Below are 20,993 nucleotides of genomic sequence, written 5' to 3' on the forward strand. Positions count from 1 at the left end.
GCCAGGCCGGGGTGGGGCCCGCTCAGTGCAGGACGCTGGCGGCGGCCCGGATGGCGTCTGCGACCCCGGTCAGGGCGGCGGACCCCTGCCGCCACTGCTGCCAGTAGAGGGTCACGTCCACCGGGGTCCCGGGGGAGAGCAGGCCGAGGCGGCCGGACCGGAGGTCCCCGTCCAGCTCCAGGTCCGGCATCAGCCCCCAGCCCAGGCCCTGCCGGATGGCATCCGCGAATTCCTGCGCAGCGGGGATGTAGTGCCGCGGCGGCCGGGATCCGGAGGACTGCATCGAGGCCAGCCACCGGTCCTGCAGGTCGTCCTTGCGGTCGAAGGCCAGCATCGGTGCCTGGTCCAGGGCGTCAGCGGAGACTCCGTCCGGGAACCAGCGGCGGGCAAAGTCCGGGGTGCAGGCCGCCAGGTACCGCATGGTCCCGAGTCGCCGGGAGGTGCAGCCGGGCACCGGCTCAGCGGTGGCGGTCACGGCCGCGGCGGCCGCCCCGGACCGGAGCAGGTCCAGTGAATGTTCCTGGTCCTCGCGCAGGATCTCCAGCCGGGCGGCGGCACCGGCCGCCACCACTCCGGGCAGTGCCCACGTATGCAGGGAATCGCTGTTGATCACCAGTGTCAGCCGCGGGGCGGTATGGGGCCCGGCCGGCTGGAGTTCCTCGGCCAGGTCCGCGGTGAGCAGTTCCAGCCGCCGGGCGTAGCGCACCACCACGTGGCCGGCGTCGGTCAGCGCCGGCGGACGGCCCCGGGTCAGCACGGGCCGTCCGACGGCGGTCTCCAGGGCGCGGATCCGCTGGCTTACGGCGGAGGCTGTGACGGATAACTCGTCGGCGGCCGCCTCGAAGCTCCCCTCGGCCACGATGGCCGCCAGCGTGCGGGCCTGCTCCGGCGTGATATCAATCATTAGCCCAGCTTATGTTGCCGCAGAATCATTAACTGGTTTCAATCTTCCGCGCGGCCTACGGTGGCAGGGTGATCCTCCCTCTGCTTACCGGCCTATCCGCCGGGCTCTCCCTCATTGTCGCCATCGGCGCGCAGAACGTCTTCGTGCTCCGGCAGGGCATCCAGCGCTCGCATGTGGTCCTGGTGGTGGCCGTGTGCGCCCTCTCGGACCTGGTGCTGATCCTGGCCGGAGTCGCCGGGATCGGGGTCCTGCTGGACCGGGCGCCCGCCGCCATCACCGTGATCCGGTGGGCCGGGGCCGCGTTCCTTCTGGCCTACGGGCTGATGGCGGCACGGCGCGCATTCCGGGGCCAGCGGATGGAGATTTCCGGCGGCGGCCAGCCCCGGCCGCGGCTGGCGATCCTGGGCGCCTGCCTCGCCTTCACCTGGCTCAACCCGCACGTCTACTTGGATACCGTGCTGCTGCTTGGCTCGCTCGCCGCGGCCCAGGGCGATCCCGGCCGGTGGTGGTTCGGCGCCGGCGCCGGCCTGGGAAGCATCCTCTGGTTCACTGCCCTGGGCGTCGGCGCGCGGTACCTCGCGCCGCTCTTCCGGCGCCGCGGGGCCTGGCGGGTGCTGGACGCGGGCGTCGCCGTCGTCATGGTGGCCCTGGCGGTGGCCCTCCTGGCCTGAGGTGCGGGGCGGCGGTGCGCTACCGCCCCCGCCCGGCCCACTCCAGGAGTCGCTCCACCGGCCAGGTGGTGATGATCCGGTCCGCGGGGACCCCGTTGCTCACCGCCCGTTCCGCGCCGTACTGGAGGAAGTCCAGTTGGCCCGGGGCGTGCGCATCGCTGTCGATGCTGAACAGGCAGCCGGCCTCGAGGGCCAGCTGGACCAGCTCATCCGGCGGGTCCTGGCGTTCGGGGCGGGAGTTGATCTCCACGGCCACGCCGTGTTCGGCGCAGGCGGCGAAGACTGCCTTTGCGTCGAAGTCCGACGGCGGCCGCGTCCCCCGTGATCCGGAGAGCAGCCGGCCGGTGCAGTGGCCCAGGATCCGGGTGTGCGGGTCTTGGATACCCCCGAGCATCCGGGCGGTCATGGTCCGGGAGTCCGCGCGGAGCTTCGAGTGGACGCTGGCCACCACCATGTCCAGCCGGCCCAGCAGTTCCGGGCTCTGGTCAAGGGTCCCGTCCTCCAGGATGTCCACCTCGATGCCGGCCAGCAGGCGGGTCCGCACCCGGCCGTCGTCGTCCTGGTCCGCCTCGATCCCCGGCAACAGGTCCAGCTGCTCGCCGAGCCGCTCCGGGCTCAGGCCGTTGGCCACCTTGAGGTTCGGCGAATGATCCGTCAGGGCGAGGTACTCCCGGCCCAGGGTGCGGGCCGCGTCCAGCATCGCCTCGATCGGGGATCCGCCGTCGGACCAGTTGCTGTGGCTGTGCAGGTCCCCGCGCAGCCGGGCCGCCAACTCGTGGCCGCCCTCCGCCAGCGGAGCCGCGCCGCGTTCCCTCAAGCCGGCGAGGTAGTCGGGCACCCGGCCGTCCACCGCCTGGGCGATCACCTCGAACGTCCGGTCGCCGATGCCCTTCATCCGCTTCAGCCGGCCGTCCGCCCGCCGGGCCGCGAGCTCCTCAGGGGAGAGGCCTGCGACGGCGCCGGCCGCCTTCCGGAAAGCCTGCACCTTGTACGTCCCGGCGAGCTCGCGCTCCAGCCAGAAAGCGATCTCGTTGAGGGCTGCGATGGCGTCCATCCGACCATCATCCACACACCCCGGCGGGCCCTGTCCAGAGCTTATTCCCGGATTGGGCAACCGATTTTGGAGTTTCCGGAACTTGGCCCTATAGTTTTAGAGGTCCAGTTCGGAGGAACCCGGCGGGCGCAGGAATCACGGCTTCGGCGTGTGGCTTTTGTCCCGGCATCAATGGTTTGCCGGACGGCGTCCTGGCCCCCATCGTCTAGCGGCCTAGGACACCGCCCTTTCACGGCGGCGGCACGGGTTCGAATCCCGTTGGGGGTACGCAGGGGGCTGGTCAAACCGGGTGAAAAAGTCTGGTAAGCTAGAGTCCTTGAAAAAGTGCGGTAGCGATACGGCACGGGCAAGAAAACGTAGTAACAAGCAGTACACGCAAGGCCCTGTAGCGCAGTTGGTTAGCGCGCCGCCCTGTCACGGCGGAGGTCGCGGGTTCAAGTCCCGTCAGGGTCGCTTTGGTTGCCAGAAGAAATTCCGGCGGTCATGGTGACATGTCACCTAGGCTCTGTAGCTCAGTTGGTAGAGCGTTCGACTGAAAATCGAAAGGTCACCGGATCGACGCCGGTCGGAGCCACCACTGGGAAGCATCAGTCCGTTTCGGACTGGTGCTTTTCTTCTTTTAAGCCCATTTCAGGGCCGGGTCGCCCGTTTTGGGGACACGCCGGGACCCCGGGCTAGACTCGCACGCTGGGGAAGAACGCCAAGGCCACGGCCGGTCCTGCGGACCCCGTGGCGCAATCTCGACCAGAAGAGTAACCGTGAAGAACATCCTGCCCGCCGTTGCCCGCCCGCTGACCCTCGCCGCTGCCGTCTCAGCCTTGGCGTTGACCGGTTGCTCGGCGCCCGAAACCGCCGCCCCGGCGTCGTCCGGTCCCGCGCCGGCTTCTGCCACCGCAACGCCCAGCGCCTCCGCCTCCTCCGGCCCGTGGGGCGACTTCCCGTCGGCCGCCGAGGCCTGCAAGACCATCTCCGAGCAGGCCACCGGCGCCTGGCTGCTGCCGATGTCCGCCGCGCAGGGCAAGACGGCCGAGCTGGAGCAGTACAAGGCGGAGCTGAGCCGGACCGCGGAGCGCGTGCCGGACAGCCTCAAGGCCGCCTTCGGCAAGCTGAACCAGGTGGCCGTGGCCGGCCTGAGCGACCAGACCGTGTACAGCAGCGGCAAATTCCAGGCCGCCATGGCCCCCGTCACCGGCTGGATCGCCGCCAACTGCAAGTAGCCCGGCGGCCGGTTCCTCCCGCCTCATCCCCATCGTCGGCCCCACGGGCTAGGGTGGTGGAAAAGAGAAGGGAGTGCCCCATGGACTACCAGGATTCCCACCCGGCCGCTGCCGACGGCGCGCTGGTTCCGGCCGCGGCGTCCGCCGCCTCCGGCCGCACCGTTATTTCCGAGACCGCCGTCGCCAAGGTCGCCGGGATCGCCGCCCGCTCCGTGCCCGGCGTCTACTCGTTGGGCAGCGGCCCGTCCCGTGCCCTGGGTGCCATCCGCGACGCGGTAGGCAGCGTGGACCACGCCGCGGGCGTCCGCGCCGAGGTGGGCGAGACCCAGGTGGCCGTGGACATCGACCTGGTGGCCCTCTACGGCACGCCCCTGCACCCGCTGGCAGACCAAATCCGCGCCGCGGTGTACGCCGCCGTGGAAGAGCTCGTCGGCCTGCAGGTCATCGAGGTCAATGTCGAAATCCACGACGTGTTCGTTCCCGGCCCGCCCAAGCCGGCGGCCGCCGACGCCCGTCCCACCCGGGAGGTCCTGCAATGAGCCCCACCATCGCCGGCATTGCCGCCGGAGCGTTCCTGGCCTTCATGTCCTTCGCCTTCGGCGCCTGGGGCTTCCTCGGCTCCCTGCTCTTCATGGCCATCGGCGGGCTGCTTGGCCGCGCGGCGGAAGGGAAACTGGACCTTCGCGGAGTCCTCGACGCCATCACCGGCCGGCGCTCCTCCTCATGAGCGTGGCCACCGGGCGGCAGCTGGCCGGACACAACCGGATCAACACCCAGGCGCTGACGTCGGTGGCGCGCGCCGCGGCGGCCGAGGCGCTGGGCGTACCGGCGCAGGACGTGCGCGCTGACTGGACCGACGACGACGGCCTGCTGGCCCTCTCGCTCGTCACCCCCATCGCCGTCCCGTCGCTGACCAGCGTGCTACGCGACCCGTCCCGGGTGGCGTCCTTCGGCGGACCCATCCAGGACCGTGCCGTCGCGGCCAAGGCGCAGATCCTGCGCCGGGTCACGGAGCTCAGCGGCGCGCAGCTGAGCCGCGTTGACATCCGCATCAGCGGCGCCACCATCACCGACGGAGGGCGGGTTAGGTGACACACGCAGCGCAGCGGAACGACGTCCCGCCCGGTCCCCTGCCCGAGCGGCCCGGAAACCCCGCAACCTTTACCAATCCCGATTCCCCCGGCGAGGCCGGCAGGCAGCGGATCCTGGCTCGCGAGACCACCTCCTCCCGCGCCGGTGCCGCCGTGGTGGCGGCCATCCTGGTGATCGCCGTCTGCGGATACGCGCTGCTGGAAACGGCGGTGCGCGCCGTGGGCCAGCCGCCCTGGCTGATCGACCCGCAGACCGCGGCGGACCAGGTCACCGCCCTGCCCGCCGGGGTCCCGCCGGTCCTGCTGGGCACCGTGGGGGCCATCCTGCTGGCCTCGGGCGCGTGCTTCGTCATGGCCGCCGTCCTCCCCGGCCGCCGCGCCCGGCACGTCCTCGCCGACCCGCGCGCCGCCGTCGTCGTGGACGACGAGGTGATCGCCTCCGCCCTTGCCCGGCGCGCCCGTCTGGCTGCCAACGTGACCCAGGAACAGGTGATGGTGGTGGTCTCCCGCCGCGAGGTCCAGGTCAACGTCCGGCCCACCTCCGGTGTCCCGCTGAGTGCCGGGGACGTCCAAGCCGCGGTCGAGGCCGAACTGCGGGACATGGCGCCCGAACCGATGCCCGCCGTCCGGGTCAACGTCGCATCCTCGGGGGTGATCGGCGCATGAACGGCACCCCCCGCGTCCTGAACCGGATCCTGGCAGGCATCTTCGGCCTGGTGCTGCTGGCCGTCGGGCTGCTGCTGGTCCTGCTGGCCGCTGTGCCCGCCGTCGCCGCCTGGTGGCAGGGCTGGTCATCCGGCGCCTGGGCGAACATCCGGACCCTGTCCGAGAGCACGCGGATCCCGGGCCAGTCCGAGAGCTGGCTCTGGATCGTGATGGTCCTCCTGCTGATCGCCGTGATCGTGGCGATGGTGGCCTGGCTGGCGCAGCAGGGCAAGGGCCGCTCCAACATCCTCGTGACCGAGGACGACGCCGGCGAGGTCCCCGGCTACGTCCGGATCGGCGGCGGCGTGGCCGAGCAGGCGCTCCGAGCCGCCCTCGCCGGCCGCCCCGACCTGGCCGGCGCCACCGTGGCGACCTACGACTTCCGGGGCCGGCCCGGCCTTCGGATCCGGGTCCAGCCCCGCCAGGGGGTCGCCCCCCACCTCCTCGCGGCCGAGGTTTCGGCGCTGGTGGAAGCGCTGGACGCGGTGATCGGGCGGCGGACTCCGGTGCTCGTCCACATCGGTTCCGGGGCCCGCTCCAGGTTCGCCCGCGCCGAACGGGTGCGCTGACCCCTGCTTCGTGTCGCGTTTGTGAAACTCTTCCGCAACTCGCGATGTAAACGCTTGCATTTTATTGGTAAGGCTGATTAGTGTGATCGTTACCACATGAATGCATCACCGGTTCCACCGGTACTCAGCGAGGAGCACCTGTATGAAAACCCGAAAGTATCTACTTCCCGTGGCCGCGGCCGGTGTGCTGGCCCTCTCCCTGTCCGCCTGCGGTGGCGGCGGCAGCTCCAGCGGCGGCGGAGGCGGCAACTCGGGTGGCGGTGACGCGGCCGCAAACATGGACGGCCGGGGTCCCATCACGTACGTCCAGGGCAAGGACAACAGCAACGTCGTCCGCCCGCTGATCGAAAAGTGGAACGCGGCGCACCCGAACGAGAAGGTCACGTTCAAGGAGCAGACCGACCAGGCAGACCAGCAGCATGATGACCTGGTCCAGAACTTCCAGGCCAAGAACGCCAACTACGACGTGGTCAGCGTCGACGTCGTCTGGACCGCGGAATTCGCCGCCAAGGGCTGGCTGCAGCCGCTCAAGGACAAGATGGCGCTGGACACCTCAGGCATGCTGAAGCCGACCCTCGACGCCGCCTCCTATAAGGGCACCCTCTACGCGGCCCCCGAATCCTCCGACGGCGGCATCCTGTACTACCGCAAAGACCTGGTGCCCACCCCGCCGAAGACCTGGGACGAGATGATGAGCATGTGCTCGATCGCCAAGTCCAACAACATGGGCTGCTACGCCGGCCAGTTCTCCAAGTACGAGGGCCTGACGGTGAACGCCTCCGAGGCGATCAACTCCGCCGGCGGCTCCGTCCTGGACAAGGACGGCAAGCCGAGCCTGACCACGGATGATGCCAAGGCCGGCCTCAGCAACCTGGCCAAGGCCTACGCAGACGGCAACATCCCGAAGGAAGCCATCACGTACAAGGAAGAGGAATCCCGCCAGGCATTCCAGGACGGCAAGCTGCTCTTCCTGCGCAACTGGCCCTACGTTTACAACCTGGCCACCACCGAAGGTTCCTCCAAGGTCAAGGACGTCCTGGGCATGACCGCCCTTCCGGGTAAGTCCGGCCCCGGCGCCTCCTCCCTCGGCGGCCACAGCGCCGGCATGAGCGTCTACTCCAAGAACAAGGCCACTGCGCTGGACTTCATGAAGTTCCTCACCACCGAAGAAACCCAGAAGTTCTTCGCCACCCAGGGTTCGCTGGCCCCGGTCCTGACCAAGCTGTACGACGACAAGGACCTAGTCGCCAAGCTGCCGTACCTGCCGGTGCTGAAGACCTCCATCGAGAACGCCGTCCCGCGCCCCGTGACCCCGTTCTACCCGGCCGTCAGCAAGGCCATCCAGGACAACGCATACTCGGCCATCAAGGGCGAGAAGGCTGTTGACGCAGCACTGTCCGACATGCAGAAGTCCATCGAAACCCAGTCAAAGTAGTCCATCATGGCAACCGAACTAGGCCCGACGCCGGTTAAGAAACCGGCGTCGGGCGGGGCCGCCCCGCAGCGGGCCCCGAAGAAGGGCGTGGGGGAGGACAACGTCATCGCGAGCCAGGGCAAGTGGGCTTCGTGGTTGCTCGCCCCCACCATCCTGGCGCTCTCCGTCGTGATCGTTTATCCGATCATCAGCGCCATCGTGATGTCCTTCCAGGCCGACGCCGGCCTGGACCCGGCCACCGGCCTCTTCACCGAGGGCGGCCCGGCCGGTTTCAGCAACTACGTCAACTGGATCGCTCAGCAGTGCTCCGCGCCCAACGGCGGAACCGTGGCCTGCCCGCCCGGTACCCTGGGCTCGCAATTCTGGTCCGCGACCGCCACCACCTTCTTCTTCACGGTGGTGACGGTGGCCCTGGAAACCGTCCTCGGTTTCTGGATGGCCATGATCATGGCCCGCACCTTCAAGGGCCGCAGCCTGGTCCGCGCCGCCGTCCTGGTCCCGTGGGCCATCCCGACGGCCGTGACCGCCAAGCTCTGGCTGTTCATCTTCGCGTTCGAGGGCATTGCCAACAAGCTGTTCAACACCACCATCCTCTGGACCGGCAGCGAGTGGCCGGCCAAGTGGGCGGTTATCATCGCCGACGTCTGGAAGACGACGCCGTTCATGGCACTGCTGATCCTGGCGGGCCTGCAGATGATCCCCGCCGAGGTGTACGAGGCGGCGAAGGTGGACGGTGCCACTGCCTGGCAGCGGTTTAGGATGATCACCCTGCCGCTGGTCCGCCCGGCGCTGATGGTGGCGATCCTGTTCCGCACGCTCGACGCGCTGCGCATGTTCGACCTGCCCTACATCCTCACCGGCGGCGCGAACAACACCACCACGCTGTCCATCCTGGTGATCAACCAGATCAGGCAGGGCTTCAACGTGGCGGCCGCGCTCTCCACCATCACCTTCATCATCATTTTCCTGGTCGCGTTCATCTTCGTCCGGTTCCTCGGAGCCAACGTGGTTGAGCAGCAGACCGGTGCCACGAGGGGGAAGAAATGACCGCCGCCGCCACCGAGCTGCGCGCGCAGCAGGACCGTGGGCGGCAGGCCGCCCAGAACCGGGAGAAGTGGGCACAGGGCCGCACCTACATCAGCGCGCTGGTGATCCTCATCTGGTGCCTGGCTCCGGCCTACTGGATGGTGGTGACGGCCTTCCGCGAGGTCGGGTTCACCTACGACACCTCGATCCTGCCCTCGCACGTGACGCTGGATAACTTCAATACCGCGTTCGACACCTCGTTCGGCAACCACTTCGGCCAGGCCCTGCTGAACAGCGTGTTCATCGGCGTCGTCGTCACCGTGGTGTCCCTGTTGATCGGCGTGTTCGCGGCCTACGCCCTGGCCCGGCTGAATTTCCGGTTCAAATTCCTGGTCCTAGGCTTCATCCTGGGCGCCTCGATGTTCCCCGGCGTGGCCCTCATTACCCCGCTGTTCCAGCTGTTCACCAACATCGGCTGGATGGGTACCTACCAGGCGCTGATCATCCCGAACATCTCGTTCGTGCTGCCGCTGACCGTCTACACCATGACCTCGTTCTTCCGCGAAATGCCGTGGGAGCTCGAGGAATCGGCCCGGGTGGACGGCTGCACGCAGGGACAGGCGTTCCGGAAGGTGATCATGCCGCTCGCGGCACCGGCCATCTTCACCACGGCGATCCTGGCGTTCATCTCCTCCTGGAATGAATTCCTGATCGCCAGCCAGCTCTCGTCCGACGCGACCCAGCCGGTCACCGTCGCGATCGCGAGCTTCGCCGGGGCCCAGCCGAACCAGATCCCGTACACGGCCATCATGGCCGCCGGCACCATCGTCACGATTCCGCTCGTGATCCTGGTGCTGGTGTTCCAGCGCAAGATCGTCGCCGGCCTCACCGCCGGCGCGGTCAAGTGATCCCGGGAACGGGGTCCTGATGGCAGCGCCCGGAAACCAGGGTCAGGTTCGCGGCGCCAACCGCCGCGTCCGCTCCGGCGAGGACTTCGACATCATCATCGGGTTCCTTGGTTTCTGGGCCGTGGTCCTGCTGGCGGTCACCGTCTGGATGGAGGTGACCGCCCAGCCGGCCCTCGGCTGGGCGCTGGGCCTGCTGGTGACGCTGCTGGCGCTGTACGGAATGGTACGGCTGCGCCGGCGGCTGCCGGAGCGCACCGGCTCCCGCCGGCGTTGACCCCGGCGCTGACACGCAGCCGGACCCGGACCCGGTCCGGGAGCCGCTTCAGGAGCCTGCCCGGCAGCGCGCAGGATCAAGAATTGAAACGGGCAGCCGCGAGGCTGCCCCGCCGGACGCCCGCGCGGCCGGACGACAAGGGGAAATGGTGGGACGGACAACAGACAGGGCGCAGCGCGGCGGCCATACCGGCGTCAGCATTGAGGACGTCGCGGCCGCAGCCGGCGTCTCCACCGCCACCGTCTCCCGCGCCGTCCGCGGCCTGCCCCGCGTCTCGCCCGCCACCCGGGAGAAGATCCTGGATATCGCCGAGACCCTCGGCTACGTGGCGTCGTCCTCGGCGTCGGGCCTGGCCACGGGCCGTACCCGCACCATCGGTGTCCTCGCCCCCTTCGTCAGCCGTTGGTTCTTCTCCAAGGCCATCGAGGGCGCGGACCGCGAACTCCACGGCCGACAGTACAACCTCTCGCTGTTCAACCTTGGCGGCCACGGCAGCCGGCGCGAGCGGCTCTTCAGCAAAACCATGGTCTACAAGCAGATCGACGCGCTGCTGGTGCTCTGTATGGCGCTCAGCGAGGACGAACTGGACCATCTCCAGAAGATCGACATCCCGCTGGTGGTGGTGGGCGGCCACGTGGAGGGCTGCCCTTACATCGGGATCGACGACTACGCCGCAGCCTCCACCGCGGTGCGGCACCTGATCGACATCGGCCACCGGGACATCGCCCTGCTGCACGGCGACGACGAGACCGACCTCAACTTCGATGTCCCCCGGGTCCGTATCCGGGCCTTCCACGACGTCATGGCCGAGGCCGGCCTGCCGGTCCGGTCCGAATGGGACGAATGGGGTGACTTCACCGTCCGCAGCGGCCAGGAAGCCTTCCAGCGGCTGTGGCACCGCCCCGGCCCCAAGCCCACCGCCGTCTTCTGCGCCAGCGACGAGATGGCCATGGGCCTGATGTTTGCCGCGAACCAGGCCGGCGTCCGGATCCCCGAGGACCTCTCCGTGGTGGGCATCGATGATCACGAATTCTCCGCCAGCGTCGGGCTCACCACCGTCGCCCAGCACCCGGACGACCAGGCCGAGCTCGCCACCCGCATGCTGCTGGACGAGCTCGACGGCGTCGCCGGCGCGGTGCGCTCCACCGTGGCGCCGCACACGCTGATCGTCCGGAGTTCGACGGCGCCGCCCCGCGCGAAGGCGTAGGGCACGGGAACAGGGTCCGGACGTGTTGCCCTGCCGCTAGGAGGCGCGGGCCAGCTGCCGGATCGGGATCCAGCGGGAGGCCAGCCGCCGGTAGGCCGCGGCGGCGCCGGTCATGTCCCCCTCGGCCAGGCACTCGATGCCCAGCCGCACATCCAAGGGCGATTCGTCCGGGTAGACCTTGTCCGCCACGGCGCCGTAGTCCAGCTCCACAACCGAGTCCGGGTGGAACAGCTCCAGCCATTCGGTCAGCTGGGTCAGGTCCTCGAGCATGTCCAGTTCCGGGGCGGCCAGCGCCAGGTGCGCGACGGCAGTCCGTGCCCGGTCCGTGGCCGCGGCCAGGGACGCCCGGATCCGCACGGTGACGATCCGCCCGTCGGCTTCGACGACGTCGGTGGGATCGGATTCCTGAAACAGACAGAACCAGCTGAACGGGATACCCCAGGTGGAGGCCCGGGTGTGCACTCGGGCCGAGCCCTCGCGGGCCTTGACCTGGTCGATCCTTTCCTGGTGCCGGTCGCGGACGTCCTCCGGGATCAGCAGCTGGGCCAGCGGGCCGTGGATGCCTTCCATCAGGGCGTTCGCGGCGAGGCCGGCCCGCAGCACCAGCTGGCTGGGGCAGTACAGCAGCCGCGCCGGCGCCGTCGCGGAGTGTGGAGCCGAGGCGGCGGAGGCGGCCGCGGCGCCGCCGTCGAGGCTCCCGGCGCCGCGGGGCGCGGCACCGGAGGCGGTGACCGCCAGCACGCGTACCAGGTCCGTCTGCCCGGTGGGGAAGGGATCCCCGTCGGCCCGGGTGATCCGCCCCAGGGAGGCCTGCAGTTCGGCGTTTTCCACCGCCGCACGGGTCTCGCCCCGCTCGCCGGCCTGCTGCAGGGCTTCGCGCTGCGCGGCGGGGAAGGCCTCCAAGGGCTCGTAGACGCGTAGCGCCGAGGAGAACGGCAACCCGGCCTGGCCGCGGTAGAGGTTGCCCGTCATCGCTGTCCCGCGGTTCCCCGGCGCCCGGTCATCAGTCGGCCAGGTCCACGAGCACGGGCGCATGGTCGGAGGCGCCCTTGCCCTTGCGTTCCTCGCGGTCGATCGCCGCGCCGGTGACGCGGGCGGCCAGCGCGGGGGAGGCCAGGACGAAGTCGATCCGCATGCCTTCCTTCTTCGGGAAGCGCAGCTGCGTGTAGTCCCAGTAGGTGTAGACGCCCGGGCCGGGGGTGTGCGGGCGGACGACGTCGGTGTACCCGGCGTCCTCGAAAGCGCGGAACGCGGCGCGCTCGGGCTCGCTGACGTGCGTGAGACCCGCGGAGTGGAAGTAGTCGATGTCCCAGACGTCCTCATCGCGCGGGGCGATGTTCCAGTCACCCATCAGGGCGATCTGTGCGGCCGGGTCCGCCTTGACCCAGCCCTCGGCGTGGGACCGGAGCGTGTCCAGCCAGCTGAGCTTGTAGGGCATGTGTTCATCGTCGAGGGCGCGGCCGTTGGGGACGTAGAGGCTCCAGACCCGCACGCCGCCGCAGGTGGCGCCGATCGCGCGGGCCTCCTGCGTCTCATCCTTGCCGCCCTTGCCGAAGGCGGGCTGGTCCATGAAGGTGCGTTCGACGTCGTCCAGGCCCACCCGGGAGGCGATGGCCACGCCGTTCCACTGGCTAAGGCCGAAGTGGGCCACCTCGTAGCCCATGCGCTCAAAGAGCTCCCAGGGGAAATTCTCGTCCTTGCACTTGGTTTCCTGGATGGCCAGCACGTCGCAGTCGCTGCGCTGCAGCCAGGCCTCCACACGGTCGGCGCGGGCACGGAGGGAGTTCACATTCCAGGTAGCAATCTTCACAGACCCTAACTTACCCAATGCGGCCGACGGCGGGGGCGGGGCGGGCCGCCCGAGGACGCCGCAGCGCGGCCCGCGGAGGCTCTGGAGATTACTAGGAAGTCCGAGTATATTCGGGTTCGAGATGATCTAGGTCACATGCAAAGGAGCATTCCCTCATGGTTCGTGAGCTTTCCCATTACGTCGGCGGCCAGCACGTCGACGGCACGTCCGGCCGTTTCAGCGACGTCTACGATCCCTGCACCGGCGAGGTGCAGGCCCGGCTGCCGCTGGCCAGCGCGGAGGAGGTCCGCAACGTCGTGGCCAACGCCGAGAAGGGCCAACTGGAGTGGGCGGCCATGAACCCGCAGCGCCGGGCCCGGATCCTGTTGAAGTTCGTGGACCTGGTCAACGAGAACATGGACGAACTGGCCACCCTGCTCTCCTCCGAACACGGCAAGACTTTCCTGGACGCCAAGGGTGACATCCAGCGCGGCATCGAGGTGGTGGAGTTCTCCGCCGGCGCCCCGCACCTGCTCAAGGGCGAGTTCTCCGACAGCGCCGGCACCGGCATCGACGTCCACTCGCTCCGCCAGCCGCTCGGCGTCGTCGCCGGGATCACCCCGTTCAACTTCCCGGCCATGATCCCGCTCTGGAAGTCCGGGCCAGCCCTGGCCGCCGGCAACTCCTTCGTGCTCAAGCCCTCCGAACGGGACCCCTCGGTCCCGCTGCGGCTGGCCGAACTCTTCACCGAGGCCGGGCTGCCCGACGGCGTGTTCAACGTGGTCAACGGGGACAAGGAAGCGGTGGACGCGCTGCTGGAGGACCCGCGCGTGCAGGCCATCGGCTTCGTCGGCTCCACCCCGATCGCGCAGTACATCTACGCCACCGCCGCGGCGCACGGCAAGCGCGCCCAGTGCTTCGGCGGCGCGAAGAACCACATGGTGATCATGCCGGACGCGGACCTGGACATGGCGGCGGACGCCCTGATCGGCGCCGGGTTCGGTTCCGCGGGCGAGCGCTGCATGGCCATCTCCGTCGCCGTGCCCGTCGGCAAGGAAACCGGCGATGCGCTGGTAGCCAAGCTGCAGGAGCGGATCGCCGACCTGAAGGTGGGCCACAGCCTGGCCAAGGACTCCGACTTCGGGCCGGTCGTTGCCGCCTCCGCCAAGGAGCGGATCGAGGGCTACATCGCCGCCGGCGTCGAATCCGGCGCCACCCTGCTGGCCGACGGCCGCGGCCTCACGGTTGAGGGCTACGAGGGAGGCTTCTGGGTGGGCCCCACCCTGTTCGACAACGTCACGAAGGACATGTCGATCTACAAGGAAGAAATCTTCGGACCGGTCCTCAGCGTGCTCCGCGCGGAAAGCTACGACGAGGCGCTGCGCCTGTGCAGCGAGCACGAGTTTGGCAACGGGGTGGCCATCTTCACCCGCGACGGCGACGCCGCCCGCGACTTCGCCAGCCGCGTCCAGGTGGGCATGGTGGGCGTCAATGTCCCCATCCCGGTCCCGATCGCGTACTACACCTTCGGCGGCTGGAAGGCCTCCGGTTTCGGCGACCTCAACCAGCACGGTGCCGACGCCTTCCGCTTCTACACCAAGACCAAGACCGTCACCACGCGCTGGCCCTCCGGCATCCGCCAGGGCGCCAGCTTCGTGATGCCGGAAGGCAGCTGATGGCTGAGCAGGCGGCCGGTTCCGTGGCAACCACGGAACCGGCCGCAGAGGTCCTGTTCGAGCGCCGCGGCCGGCTCGGCGTCGTCACCCTGAACCGGCCTAAGGCCGTCAACGCGCTCACCGCCGGCATGGCCGCCGCCATGCTGGAGGCGCTCACGGACTGGGCGACGGACGACGACGTCGCCGCCGTCCTGGTGCGGGGCGCCGGTGACCGCGGACTCTGCGCCGGCGGGGACATCGTGGCCATCTACCGGGACATGGCCGAGGCCGGCCGCGCCACCGCGGATTTCTGGGCCGTCGAGTACCGGCTCAACCTGCTGATCGCGGAGTACCCCAAGCCCTACATCGCCTTCATGGACGGACTGGTCCTGGGCGGGGGCGTCGGCATCTCCGCCCACGGCTCGGTCCGGATCGTCACCGAACGGACCCGCACCGGCATGCCGGAGACCACCATCGGGTTCGTGCCCGACGTCGGCGGGACGTTCCTGCTCTCCCGCTCGCCGGGGGAGACCGGTACTCACGCGGCCCTGACCGGGGCCCACCTGAACGGGGCTGACGCGATCTTCCTGGGCCTTGCGGACACCTTCGTCCCGTCGGACCGGCTGGAGGAACTCGCCGCCGCGCTGGAAACCGAGCCCGTGGCCGACGCGGTCGCCCGCGTCGCCGAACCCGCACCGGCCTCGGTGCTGGCCGCGCAGCGCGAGTGGATCGATGCGTGTTACGCCGGGAACGACGCCGGGGAGATCGTGCGCCGGCTGCGCACCGTCGGCGGGGAGGCCGTCGACGCCGCGGACACCATCGAGACGAAATCCCCGATGGCCGTCAAGGTCACGCTCGCGTCGCTGCGCCGCGCCGCCGGACTGGACCTGGCGGGCGCGCTGGAACAGGAATACCGGGTGGGCCTCCGTTTCCTGGACGGACCTGACTTCCGCGAGGGCATCCGGGCCCAGGTCATCGACAAGGACCGGACCCCGCACTGGCAGCCGGCCAGCTTGGACGAGGTGAGCGACGCCGACGTCGACGCCTGCTTCGCCCCGCTGGGCGACCGCGAACTGGAACTGACGAAGGAGCGCGACAATGTCTGAAACACCGACCGGCGGGGTGCAGCCCGGCGCGCCCATCGGCCCCATTGCCTTCCTGGGCCTGGGGCACATGGGCGGCCCGATGGCGGTGAACCTGGTTAAGGCCGGGTACACGGTGACAGGCTACGACGTCGTCCCGGCCGCCCTGGAAACGGCGCGGGCGCACGGCATCGCCACGGCGGACACCGCGGCGGACGCCGTCGCCGGGGCCGCCGTCGTGCTGACCATGCTGCCCAGCGGCAAGCACCTCCTGGACGCCTACCGGGGCACCCCTGACGGACCGGGACAGCCGGGGAAGGACGGTCTCCTGGCCGCGGCGGCGCCGGGGACCATGTTCCTGGACTGCTCCACCATCAACGTGGACGAGGCGCGCGAGGCCTCCGCCCTGGCTGTCGAGGCCGGTCACCGGGCCGTCGACGCCCCCGTCTCCGGCGGCGTCGTGGGCGCCGAAGCCGGGACGCTGACCTTCATGGTCGGCGCCGATCCGGCTGACTTTGAGGCCGTGCGGCCGATGCTCGAGGTGATGGGCAAGCGGGTGGTGCACTGCGGTGCCCACGGCGCCGGCCAGGCCGCCAAGATCTGCAACAACATGATCCTGGGCATCTCCATGATCGCCGTCAGCGAGGCCTTCGTCCTCGGCGAGAAGCTCGGGCTGACACACCAGGCCCTCTTCGACGTGGCGTCAGCGGCCTCCGGGCAGTGCTGGGCGCTCACCACCAACTGCCCGGTGCCAGGCCCGGTACCCACGAGCCCCGCCAACCGGGACTACCAGCCCGGATTCGCCGGAGCGCTGATGGCCAAGGACCTGAAACTGGCACTGAACGCCCTCGAGAGCACCGGCGTGGCCGCCCGGCTGGGACCGATGGCCTCCGAAATCTACGATACTTTTGCCGCGGAGGGCGGTGCCGGGCGGGACTTCTCCGGCATCATCACCGACATCCGGGACAAATCAGTACAGCCGAGGGGACAGGCATGACCGACTACGAAAACATTCTGGTGGAGCGCCGCGGCCGCGTGGGCCTCGTGACGCTCAACCGGCCACAGGCGCTCAATGCCCTGAACAAGGCCACCCTGGACGAGGTCGTCGCGGCGGTTTCCGCGATGGATACCGACCCGGAGGTCGGGGCCGTCGTGCTCACCGGTTCCGCCAAGGCCTTCGCCGCCGGCGCCGACATCAAGGAGATGCAGTCCAAGGACTACATGGACATGTACGCCTCCGACTGGTTCCGCGGCTGGGAGGACCTGACCCGGCTGCGGATCCCGCTGATCGCCGCCGTCTCCGGCTTCGCGCTTGGCGGCGGCTGCGAATTGGCCATGATGTGCGACATCATCATCGCCGGGGACAACGCCAAGTTCGGCCAGCCGGAGATCAACCTGGGTGTGATCCCGGGGATGGGCGGCTCGCAGCGGCTCACCCGTGCGGTCGGCAAGGCCAAGGCGATGGATATGGTCCTCACCGGCCGCATGATGGATGCCGCCGAGGCCGAACGCTCCGGGCTGGTCTCCAGGGTGGTACCCGCCGACGACGTCGTTGCGGAGGCCCTGAAGGCCGCCGAGGTCATCGCGGCGAAATCCAAGCCGGTGGCGATGGTGGCCAAGGAGGCGGTCAATGCGGCTTTCGAGACCGGCCTGGCCCAGGGCGTCCTGTTCGAACGCCGCATCTTCCATTCCCTCTTCGCCACGGCAGACCAGAAGGAGGGCATGGCGGCGTTCAGCGAGAAGCGCCAGCCGGACTTTACCCACCGCTGATGCGCTGGGCCGCTGGCCCTCCACACCTGACTCTCCACACCGCGGTCGAAGCCGCCCCGCAGGCCACGCGGGGCGGCTTTCGCGTTCCCGGACACGCGAGGGGGCCGGCACGGTCTGGAACCCGGGGCCGATCTCGGCTACCATCTATTCCTTAGACTGTCGTACATCTAGGCGATCAAGGAATTTCGCGATGAAACCTCTAGGTACCGGAGAAGGTTACTGGTACCCGCCCGACGAGAGCCGACGAGCCACCGCCGTGCGGGTCTTGAATGCGCTCAGGGAATACCGGGCCTCCGAGACGGCCATGCGCCGCCGGACCCGCTCCTCCATGGCCATGGGGGAGACGGACCTGCTGGCGCTGCGCTACCTGCTCGACGCCGAAAAGGCCGGGCACGGCATCCGCCCCAAGGAACTTGCCGCACGCCTGGGCATGACGTCGGCCTCCATGACGGCCCTGGTGGACCGGATGGTCAGCGGCGGGTTCGTCACCCGTGAGCCGCATCCGGTGGACCGCCGGGCCATCATTCTGCGGCCCACTCCCGGGGCCGACGAAGAGGTGCGGCACACGCTCAGCCAAATGCACCAGCGCATGATCGAGGTGGCCGAATCGCTGACGCCGGAACAGGCCGAGGCGGTCACCTTCTTCCTGCAGCGGATGCGCGAGGCAGTTGATACGGTGGATGCCGAACACCCCGATCTCGTCTCCGCTGGACAAAGCTAGGAAACTAGATAGTCTAGCTAGGTAATTAGCTAGCTATCTAGAGGCGATGGATCGAATGACTGCTGTAATCGAACGCAAGACCTCCGAAGAACCGGACTCCGGCCGCGGCGCAGCGGCAGACGGAACGACGTCGGCCCCGAAGGCCGCCCAGGCTCCGGTGGCTGACTTTAGCGTGAACATGGATGAGCCTTTCGCCGGGCAGGGCACCCCGAAGGCCAAGGAGCGCACCGCCTCGTCCGAGGCGCCGTCGCACTGCGGCGCTGAGATGTCCATGTCGCCGGACCCCGATGCGTCCCTGCCATGGGCGCAGTTCCACACCGGCCTGGGCGAGTGGGTCTGCACGTGCGGCTTCCGCCAGGACGTTGCACCCGTCGTCGACCCGTTGGCCGCCGTCCGCGCCGCCTCCGGCCGGCTGGAGAGCCTGCAGTGGGAGATGGACGCCGCGCAGGCGGCGCTCGCCACCGCGGTCCGCGCAGCGGACCAGGCCGGCGCCGACCGCTCCGGGCTGGGCCTCGCCGCCGGAATCAGCTCCGCCGAACTCGAGGACATGCTGGCCTAGACGCCCCCACCGCACCGTATCCGGCCTGACGGCCCGTCGCAATCGACGGGGTCAGGCCGGACCGCGTTGGTGAACGTTTTCCGAACCCTGCCGCGCCGCTCCGGAAATCTTGCTTATCTATGACAGGATTGCCGCAACTTTGGGTTGAGGGGGACGACATAGCTAAAGTCAGGCAGCCCTACCAGGCGCGCCACCAATCGCTTCTGCGGAATGGTCGCGGGCTGCCGCCCGGTGCGTGGCTGGGCCTCATCGTGGCCGTCGACCTGGTCCTGGCCCTGGTGGTCCGCATCCCCTCCCTGCTGGGCATCGAGCCGCTGGAGGACGCGGCGCGCTGGCAGTGGGTCCTGGACGCGGTGCTGCTCTCCTTCGTTCCGATCGTGGTGTACTCGGCCGTGCGCATCACCCGGCAGCGCCGCGCCGAGCGGCTCCAGGCCAGCCGCTCCTCCCGGCAGGTCCGCACCATGTTCCGGGTCAGCCGCGAGTGGCTCTGGGCCGTGGACAGCGCGGGCTCCATCACCTTCTCCAGCCCGATGTGCGAACAGCTCACCGGCTACGCCCCCGAGGAGCTCGTGGGCAGTCCGATCGGCCTGGTCCTGGACCCCTCCGATCTGGCGACGGCGCTGCGGGCCCAGCCGGCCGCCGGTGACGACCGGACCTTCACCGGGCTGGTGCTGGTCTGCCGGCACCGCAACGGCACCGGCGTCCTGATGGAGGTGACCGGGGAGGCCGTCCTCGACGACGCCGGGAACCCCGCCGGCTTCGAGGGCATGGCCCGCGCCGTCGAGGACCTGCCGTCCACCGCGTATGAGTCCGAACAGGTCCGCCGCCGGGTCTCCGAGCAGCTCGCCGCGGCCCGCCTCGTCACCGCCTTCCAGCCCATCCGCTGCCTCGCCTCCGGCCGGGTGGTGGGCGTCGAGGCGCTGAGCCGTTTCCCCGCCTCGGAGGGCACCTCGCCCGAGGCGTGGTTCGTCCAGGCATCCTCCGTGGGGCTCGGGGTGGAACTGGAGCTGCTGGCGCTGCGCACTGCGCTGCAGGCGGCCCGGGGACTCCCTGCGGAGCTGTACGTGGCGGTGAACCTGTCCCCGGAGGCCTGCCTCGATCCCGCCGTGCACGAGGTCCTCTGGCAGGCACCGATCGCCCCCGCCAGGGTTGTGATCGAGGTGACCGAGCGCCAGGAGGTCAACGACTACGCCGCGCTCTCCAACGCGCTGGCCCCGGTGCGGGCGGCGGGCCTGCGGGTAGCGATCGACGACGCCGGCTCGGGCTTCGCCTCGATGCGGCACATCATCAAGCTCACCCCGGACCTGATCAAGCTGGACCGCGCCATTGTGCGGGACATCGACTCCGAGACCGCCCACCGTGCCCTGGGTGCCGCCATGGTGGGGTTTGCGGCCGAGATCGGCGCCTCCCTGCTGGCCGAGGGTGTGGAGACGGACGCCGAGCTGAGGGCCGTCACCGCCCTCGGGATGGCCGCGGCGCAGGGGTACCATCTGGGCCGGCCGTCCGTGAACCCGGGGGACTGGGCGCAATGGGGCGGCTCCTCCGGCCGGGGCTCCGGGGATCTTGGCTCCGGTGACCGGGGCTCGGGTGACCTCGGATCGGGCGACGCGCTCTCCCGCTGACGCCGCGCGGGCGGACAAAGAAGGGGCCGGAAGCGGCTCAGGGCCTCCGGCGCGCGCGCAGCACCGCATCGTGCACCGTTACCGGCGTGCCCTCGGCGTCGGAGGCCGCCCGGGCCCGTGCCGCGCAGGTGACGACCTCCCAGTCCTCCCCGTCCAGTTCCGCGGCGATCTGCTCGGCGGTGAACAGCAGGCCGGGCAGGGACGGCCGGCGGACGGTGGTCTCCAGGTCGGAGGGGTGGTGGCCGACGATCAGCAGGGTCCCGCGGGGCGCCACCGACGCCGCGAGGCGCTGGTACACGTCCGGGCGCTGCTCCGGCGGCAGGTGAAGGTACTGGGCGGTGACCAGATCAAACGTCCCGGCCGGCGGCGGGGCCACGGTCAGGTCCGCGTGCTGCCAAGTGATGCGGGACGCCGCGGCCGGATCGTCCCGCACGGCGTCGGCGGCGCGGGAGAGTGCCACGGAGGAGATGTCGACGGCGGTGACCCGCCAGCCGCGCCGGGCCAACCAGGCGGCGTCGGCCCCCTCACCCGCCCCGACGTCGAGCGCCGACCCCGGTTCCAGCCCCGCCACCTCGGCGACGAGCTGGGGATTGGGCTGCCCGCTCCAGACCGAACCGTGGAGGCCGTGCTGCCGGTACCGTTCGTCCCAGAACGATTCGTCGTAGTCCATGCGGCTCTCCTTGGGCTGCTCGTCGCGGGGGCGGAATCCGGTGGTCAATCCAGTGTAGGGGTCC

The 20,993-nt window shown here is 69.8% G+C and carries 24 protein-coding genes and 3 tRNA genes; 22 read left to right on the forward strand and 5 right to left on the reverse strand.

Going from position 1 to position 20,993, the window contains the following annotated elements; all coding sequences use genetic code 11:
- Positions 1 to 22 precede the first annotated feature (22 nt).
- Positions 23 to 904 (reverse strand): LysR family transcriptional regulator ArgP, encoded by an 882-nt coding sequence (locus tag ACFVY3_RS13620; RefSeq protein WP_400160113.1) that lies wholly within the window; start codon positions 902 to 904, stop codon positions 23 to 25.
- A gap of 68 nt (positions 905 to 972) precedes the next feature.
- On the opposite strand from ACFVY3_RS13620, the gene ACFVY3_RS13625 reads away from it, so the two are divergent.
- Positions 973 to 1,575, forward strand: a complete 603-nt coding sequence (locus tag ACFVY3_RS13625) for a LysE/ArgO family amino acid transporter (protein ID WP_400160114.1) — start codon at positions 973 to 975, stop codon at positions 1,573 to 1,575.
- A gap of 19 nt (positions 1,576 to 1,594) precedes the next feature.
- On the opposite strand, the gene ACFVY3_RS13630 is transcribed toward ACFVY3_RS13625, so the two are convergent.
- Positions 1,595 to 2,629 carry a PHP domain-containing protein gene (locus ACFVY3_RS13630; RefSeq protein ID WP_400160115.1) on the reverse strand — a complete coding sequence of 345 codons (1,035 nt, stop codon included), beginning with the start codon at positions 2,627 to 2,629 and terminating at the stop codon, positions 1,595 to 1,597.
- 194 nt (positions 2,630 to 2,823) lie between these two features.
- On the opposite strand from ACFVY3_RS13630, the gene ACFVY3_RS13635 reads away from it, so the two are divergent.
- From ACFVY3_RS13635 to ACFVY3_RS13700, 14 genes are all read left to right on the forward strand, one after another.
- Positions 2,824 to 2,896: transfer RNA gene (locus tag ACFVY3_RS13635), tRNA-Glu, on the forward strand.
- A gap of 112 nt (positions 2,897 to 3,008) precedes the next feature.
- Positions 3,009 to 3,082: transfer RNA gene (locus ACFVY3_RS13640), tRNA-Asp, on the forward strand.
- 48 nt (positions 3,083 to 3,130) lie between these two features.
- Positions 3,131 to 3,206, forward strand: a tRNA-Phe gene (locus ACFVY3_RS13645).
- Between the two features lie 181 nt (positions 3,207 to 3,387).
- Complete coding sequence (locus ACFVY3_RS13650) at positions 3,388 to 3,846, forward strand: hypothetical protein (protein ID WP_400160116.1); 459 nt, start codon at positions 3,388 to 3,390, stop codon at positions 3,844 to 3,846.
- 80 nt (positions 3,847 to 3,926) lie between these two features.
- Positions 3,927 to 4,385, forward strand: coding sequence for an Asp23/Gls24 family envelope stress response protein (locus tag ACFVY3_RS13655; protein ID WP_290256849.1), 459 nt, complete (start codon positions 3,927 to 3,929; stop codon positions 4,383 to 4,385).
- Entirely contained in the window at positions 4,382 to 4,573 is a 192-nt protein-coding gene (locus ACFVY3_RS13660; RefSeq protein WP_290256848.1) for a hypothetical protein, read from the forward strand. The genes ACFVY3_RS13655 and ACFVY3_RS13660 overlap by 4 nt, the downstream gene beginning before the upstream one ends.
- Positions 4,570 to 4,938 carry a hypothetical protein gene (locus ACFVY3_RS13665; RefSeq protein WP_290256847.1) on the forward strand — a complete coding sequence of 123 codons (369 nt, stop codon included), beginning with the start codon at positions 4,570 to 4,572 and terminating at the stop codon, positions 4,936 to 4,938. The genes ACFVY3_RS13660 and ACFVY3_RS13665 overlap by 4 nt, the downstream gene beginning before the upstream one ends.
- 38 nt (positions 4,939 to 4,976) lie before the next feature.
- A complete protein-coding gene (locus ACFVY3_RS13670) occupies positions 4,977 to 5,603 on the forward strand; it encodes a DUF6286 domain-containing protein (protein ID WP_400160151.1) in 627 nt (208 codons plus the stop codon).
- Positions 5,600 to 6,211, forward strand: coding sequence for a hypothetical protein (locus tag ACFVY3_RS13675; RefSeq protein ID WP_400160117.1), 612 nt, complete (start codon positions 5,600 to 5,602; stop codon positions 6,209 to 6,211). Before ACFVY3_RS13670 ends, ACFVY3_RS13675 begins: the two co-directional genes overlap by 4 nt.
- A 142-nt stretch (positions 6,212 to 6,353) precedes the next feature.
- Complete coding sequence (locus ACFVY3_RS13680) at positions 6,354 to 7,646, forward strand: ABC transporter substrate-binding protein (RefSeq protein ID WP_377972591.1); 1,293 nt, start codon at positions 6,354 to 6,356, stop codon at positions 7,644 to 7,646.
- Between the two features lie 6 nt (positions 7,647 to 7,652).
- Positions 7,653 to 8,693 carry a sugar ABC transporter permease gene (locus ACFVY3_RS13685; RefSeq protein ID WP_364136248.1) on the forward strand — a complete coding sequence of 347 codons (1,041 nt, stop codon included), beginning with the start codon at positions 7,653 to 7,655 and terminating at the stop codon, positions 8,691 to 8,693.
- Positions 8,690 to 9,580, forward strand: a complete 891-nt coding sequence (locus ACFVY3_RS13690; RefSeq protein WP_364136250.1) for a carbohydrate ABC transporter permease — start codon at positions 8,690 to 8,692, stop codon at positions 9,578 to 9,580. The genes ACFVY3_RS13685 and ACFVY3_RS13690 overlap by 4 nt, the downstream gene beginning before the upstream one ends.
- A gap of 19 nt (positions 9,581 to 9,599) precedes the next feature.
- Entirely contained in the window at positions 9,600 to 9,854 is a 255-nt protein-coding gene (locus ACFVY3_RS13695) for a hypothetical protein (protein ID WP_400160118.1), read from the forward strand.
- Between the two features lie 148 nt (positions 9,855 to 10,002).
- A complete protein-coding gene (locus tag ACFVY3_RS13700; RefSeq protein WP_290256840.1) occupies positions 10,003 to 11,061 on the forward strand; it encodes a LacI family DNA-binding transcriptional regulator in 1,059 nt (352 codons plus the stop codon).
- 36 nt (positions 11,062 to 11,097) lie between these two features.
- Here ACFVY3_RS13700 and ACFVY3_RS13705 read toward each other — a convergent pair whose 3' ends face one another.
- Positions 11,098 to 12,033: a hypothetical protein gene (locus ACFVY3_RS13705; protein ID WP_377972595.1), complete on the reverse strand. Its 936-nt coding sequence runs from the start codon at positions 12,031 to 12,033 to the stop codon at positions 11,098 to 11,100.
- A 31-nt stretch (positions 12,034 to 12,064) separates the two neighbouring features.
- A complete protein-coding gene (locus tag ACFVY3_RS13710) occupies positions 12,065 to 12,871 on the reverse strand; it encodes an exodeoxyribonuclease III (protein WP_400160119.1) in 807 nt (268 codons plus the stop codon).
- A gap of 155 nt (positions 12,872 to 13,026) precedes the next feature.
- Between ACFVY3_RS13710 and ACFVY3_RS13715 the strand changes: the two genes are divergently transcribed.
- From ACFVY3_RS13715 to ACFVY3_RS13745, 7 genes are all read left to right on the forward strand, one after another.
- Positions 13,027 to 14,526 carry a CoA-acylating methylmalonate-semialdehyde dehydrogenase gene (locus ACFVY3_RS13715; protein ID WP_400160120.1) on the forward strand — a complete coding sequence of 500 codons (1,500 nt, stop codon included), beginning with the start codon at positions 13,027 to 13,029 and terminating at the stop codon, positions 14,524 to 14,526.
- On the forward strand, positions 14,526 to 15,611 hold the full coding sequence (locus ACFVY3_RS13720; RefSeq protein WP_400160121.1) for an enoyl-CoA hydratase/isomerase family protein: 1,086 nt from the start codon (positions 14,526 to 14,528) through the stop codon (positions 15,609 to 15,611). Before ACFVY3_RS13715 ends, ACFVY3_RS13720 begins: the two co-directional genes overlap by 1 nt.
- Positions 15,604 to 16,584: a 3-hydroxyisobutyrate dehydrogenase gene (mmsB, locus tag ACFVY3_RS13725; RefSeq protein WP_400160122.1), complete on the forward strand. Its 981-nt coding sequence runs from the start codon at positions 15,604 to 15,606 to the stop codon at positions 16,582 to 16,584. The genes ACFVY3_RS13720 and mmsB overlap by 8 nt, the downstream gene beginning before the upstream one ends.
- The gene (locus ACFVY3_RS13730) at positions 16,581 to 17,357 is read left to right on the forward strand and encodes an enoyl-CoA hydratase (protein ID WP_400160123.1); all 777 of its coding nucleotides are present in this window, start codon (positions 16,581 to 16,583) and stop codon (positions 17,355 to 17,357) included. The genes mmsB and ACFVY3_RS13730 overlap by 4 nt, the downstream gene beginning before the upstream one ends.
- Before the next feature lie 190 nt (positions 17,358 to 17,547).
- Positions 17,548 to 18,078, forward strand: coding sequence for a MarR family winged helix-turn-helix transcriptional regulator (locus ACFVY3_RS13735; protein WP_290256831.1), 531 nt, complete (start codon positions 17,548 to 17,550; stop codon positions 18,076 to 18,078).
- Between the two features lie 55 nt (positions 18,079 to 18,133).
- Complete coding sequence (locus ACFVY3_RS13740; protein ID WP_400160124.1) at positions 18,134 to 18,637, forward strand: hypothetical protein; 504 nt, start codon at positions 18,134 to 18,136, stop codon at positions 18,635 to 18,637.
- Between the two features lie 251 nt (positions 18,638 to 18,888).
- Positions 18,889 to 20,259, forward strand: coding sequence for an EAL domain-containing protein (locus ACFVY3_RS13745; protein WP_400160125.1), 1,371 nt, complete (start codon positions 18,889 to 18,891; stop codon positions 20,257 to 20,259).
- A 37-nt stretch (positions 20,260 to 20,296) separates the two neighbouring features.
- On the opposite strand, the gene ACFVY3_RS13750 is transcribed toward ACFVY3_RS13745, so the two are convergent.
- Positions 20,297 to 20,929, reverse strand: a complete 633-nt coding sequence (locus tag ACFVY3_RS13750; RefSeq protein ID WP_366171954.1) for a class I SAM-dependent methyltransferase — start codon at positions 20,927 to 20,929, stop codon at positions 20,297 to 20,299.
- Between the last annotated feature and the right edge of the window lie 64 nt (positions 20,930 to 20,993).

Source organism: Arthrobacter sp. BPSS-3, from assembly GCF_044628475.1.
GTDB lineage: Bacteria > Actinomycetota > Actinomycetes > Actinomycetales > Micrococcaceae > Arthrobacter.

Bases quoted from the DNA above. Each gene is read 5' to 3' on its own strand.
- ACFVY3_RS13720 (WP_400160121.1), top strand. From the start codon at position 14,526: ATGGCTGAGCAGGCGGCCGGTTCCGTGGCAACCACGGAACCGGCCGCA.
- mmsB (WP_400160122.1), top strand. From the start codon at position 15,604: ATGTCTGAAACACCGACCGGCGGGGTGCAGCCCGGCGCGCCCATCGGC.
- ACFVY3_RS13630 (WP_400160115.1), bottom strand. From the start codon at position 2,629: ATGGACGCCATCGCAGCCCTCAACGAGATCGCTTTCTGGCTGGAGCGC.
- ACFVY3_RS13655 (WP_290256849.1), top strand. From the start codon at position 3,927: ATGGACTACCAGGATTCCCACCCGGCCGCTGCCGACGGCGCGCTGGTT.
- ACFVY3_RS13740 (WP_400160124.1), top strand. From the start codon at position 18,134: ATGACTGCTGTAATCGAACGCAAGACCTCCGAAGAACCGGACTCCGGC.
- ACFVY3_RS13750 (WP_366171954.1), bottom strand. From the start codon at position 20,929: ATGGACTACGACGAATCGTTCTGGGACGAACGGTACCGGCAGCACGGC.
- ACFVY3_RS13660 (WP_290256848.1), top strand. From the start codon at position 4,382: ATGAGCCCCACCATCGCCGGCATTGCCGCCGGAGCGTTCCTGGCCTTC.
- ACFVY3_RS13735 (WP_290256831.1), top strand. From the start codon at position 17,548: ATGAAACCTCTAGGTACCGGAGAAGGTTACTGGTACCCGCCCGACGAG.
- ACFVY3_RS13665 (WP_290256847.1), top strand. From the start codon at position 4,570: ATGAGCGTGGCCACCGGGCGGCAGCTGGCCGGACACAACCGGATCAAC.
- ACFVY3_RS13705 (WP_377972595.1), bottom strand. From the start codon at position 12,033: ATGACGGGCAACCTCTACCGCGGCCAGGCCGGGTTGCCGTTCTCCTCG.
- ACFVY3_RS13680 (WP_377972591.1), top strand. From the start codon at position 6,354: ATGAAAACCCGAAAGTATCTACTTCCCGTGGCCGCGGCCGGTGTGCTG.
- ACFVY3_RS13675 (WP_400160117.1), top strand. From the start codon at position 5,600: ATGAACGGCACCCCCCGCGTCCTGAACCGGATCCTGGCAGGCATCTTC.
- ACFVY3_RS13685 (WP_364136248.1), top strand. From the start codon at position 7,653: ATGGCAACCGAACTAGGCCCGACGCCGGTTAAGAAACCGGCGTCGGGC.
- ACFVY3_RS13715 (WP_400160120.1), top strand. From the start codon at position 13,027: ATGGTTCGTGAGCTTTCCCATTACGTCGGCGGCCAGCACGTCGACGGC.
- ACFVY3_RS13695 (WP_400160118.1), top strand. From the start codon at position 9,600: ATGGCAGCGCCCGGAAACCAGGGTCAGGTTCGCGGCGCCAACCGCCGC.
- ACFVY3_RS13730 (WP_400160123.1), top strand. From the start codon at position 16,581: ATGACCGACTACGAAAACATTCTGGTGGAGCGCCGCGGCCGCGTGGGC.
- ACFVY3_RS13690 (WP_364136250.1), top strand. From the start codon at position 8,690: ATGACCGCCGCCGCCACCGAGCTGCGCGCGCAGCAGGACCGTGGGCGG.
- ACFVY3_RS13620 (WP_400160113.1), bottom strand. From the start codon at position 904: ATGATTGATATCACGCCGGAGCAGGCCCGCACGCTGGCGGCCATCGTG.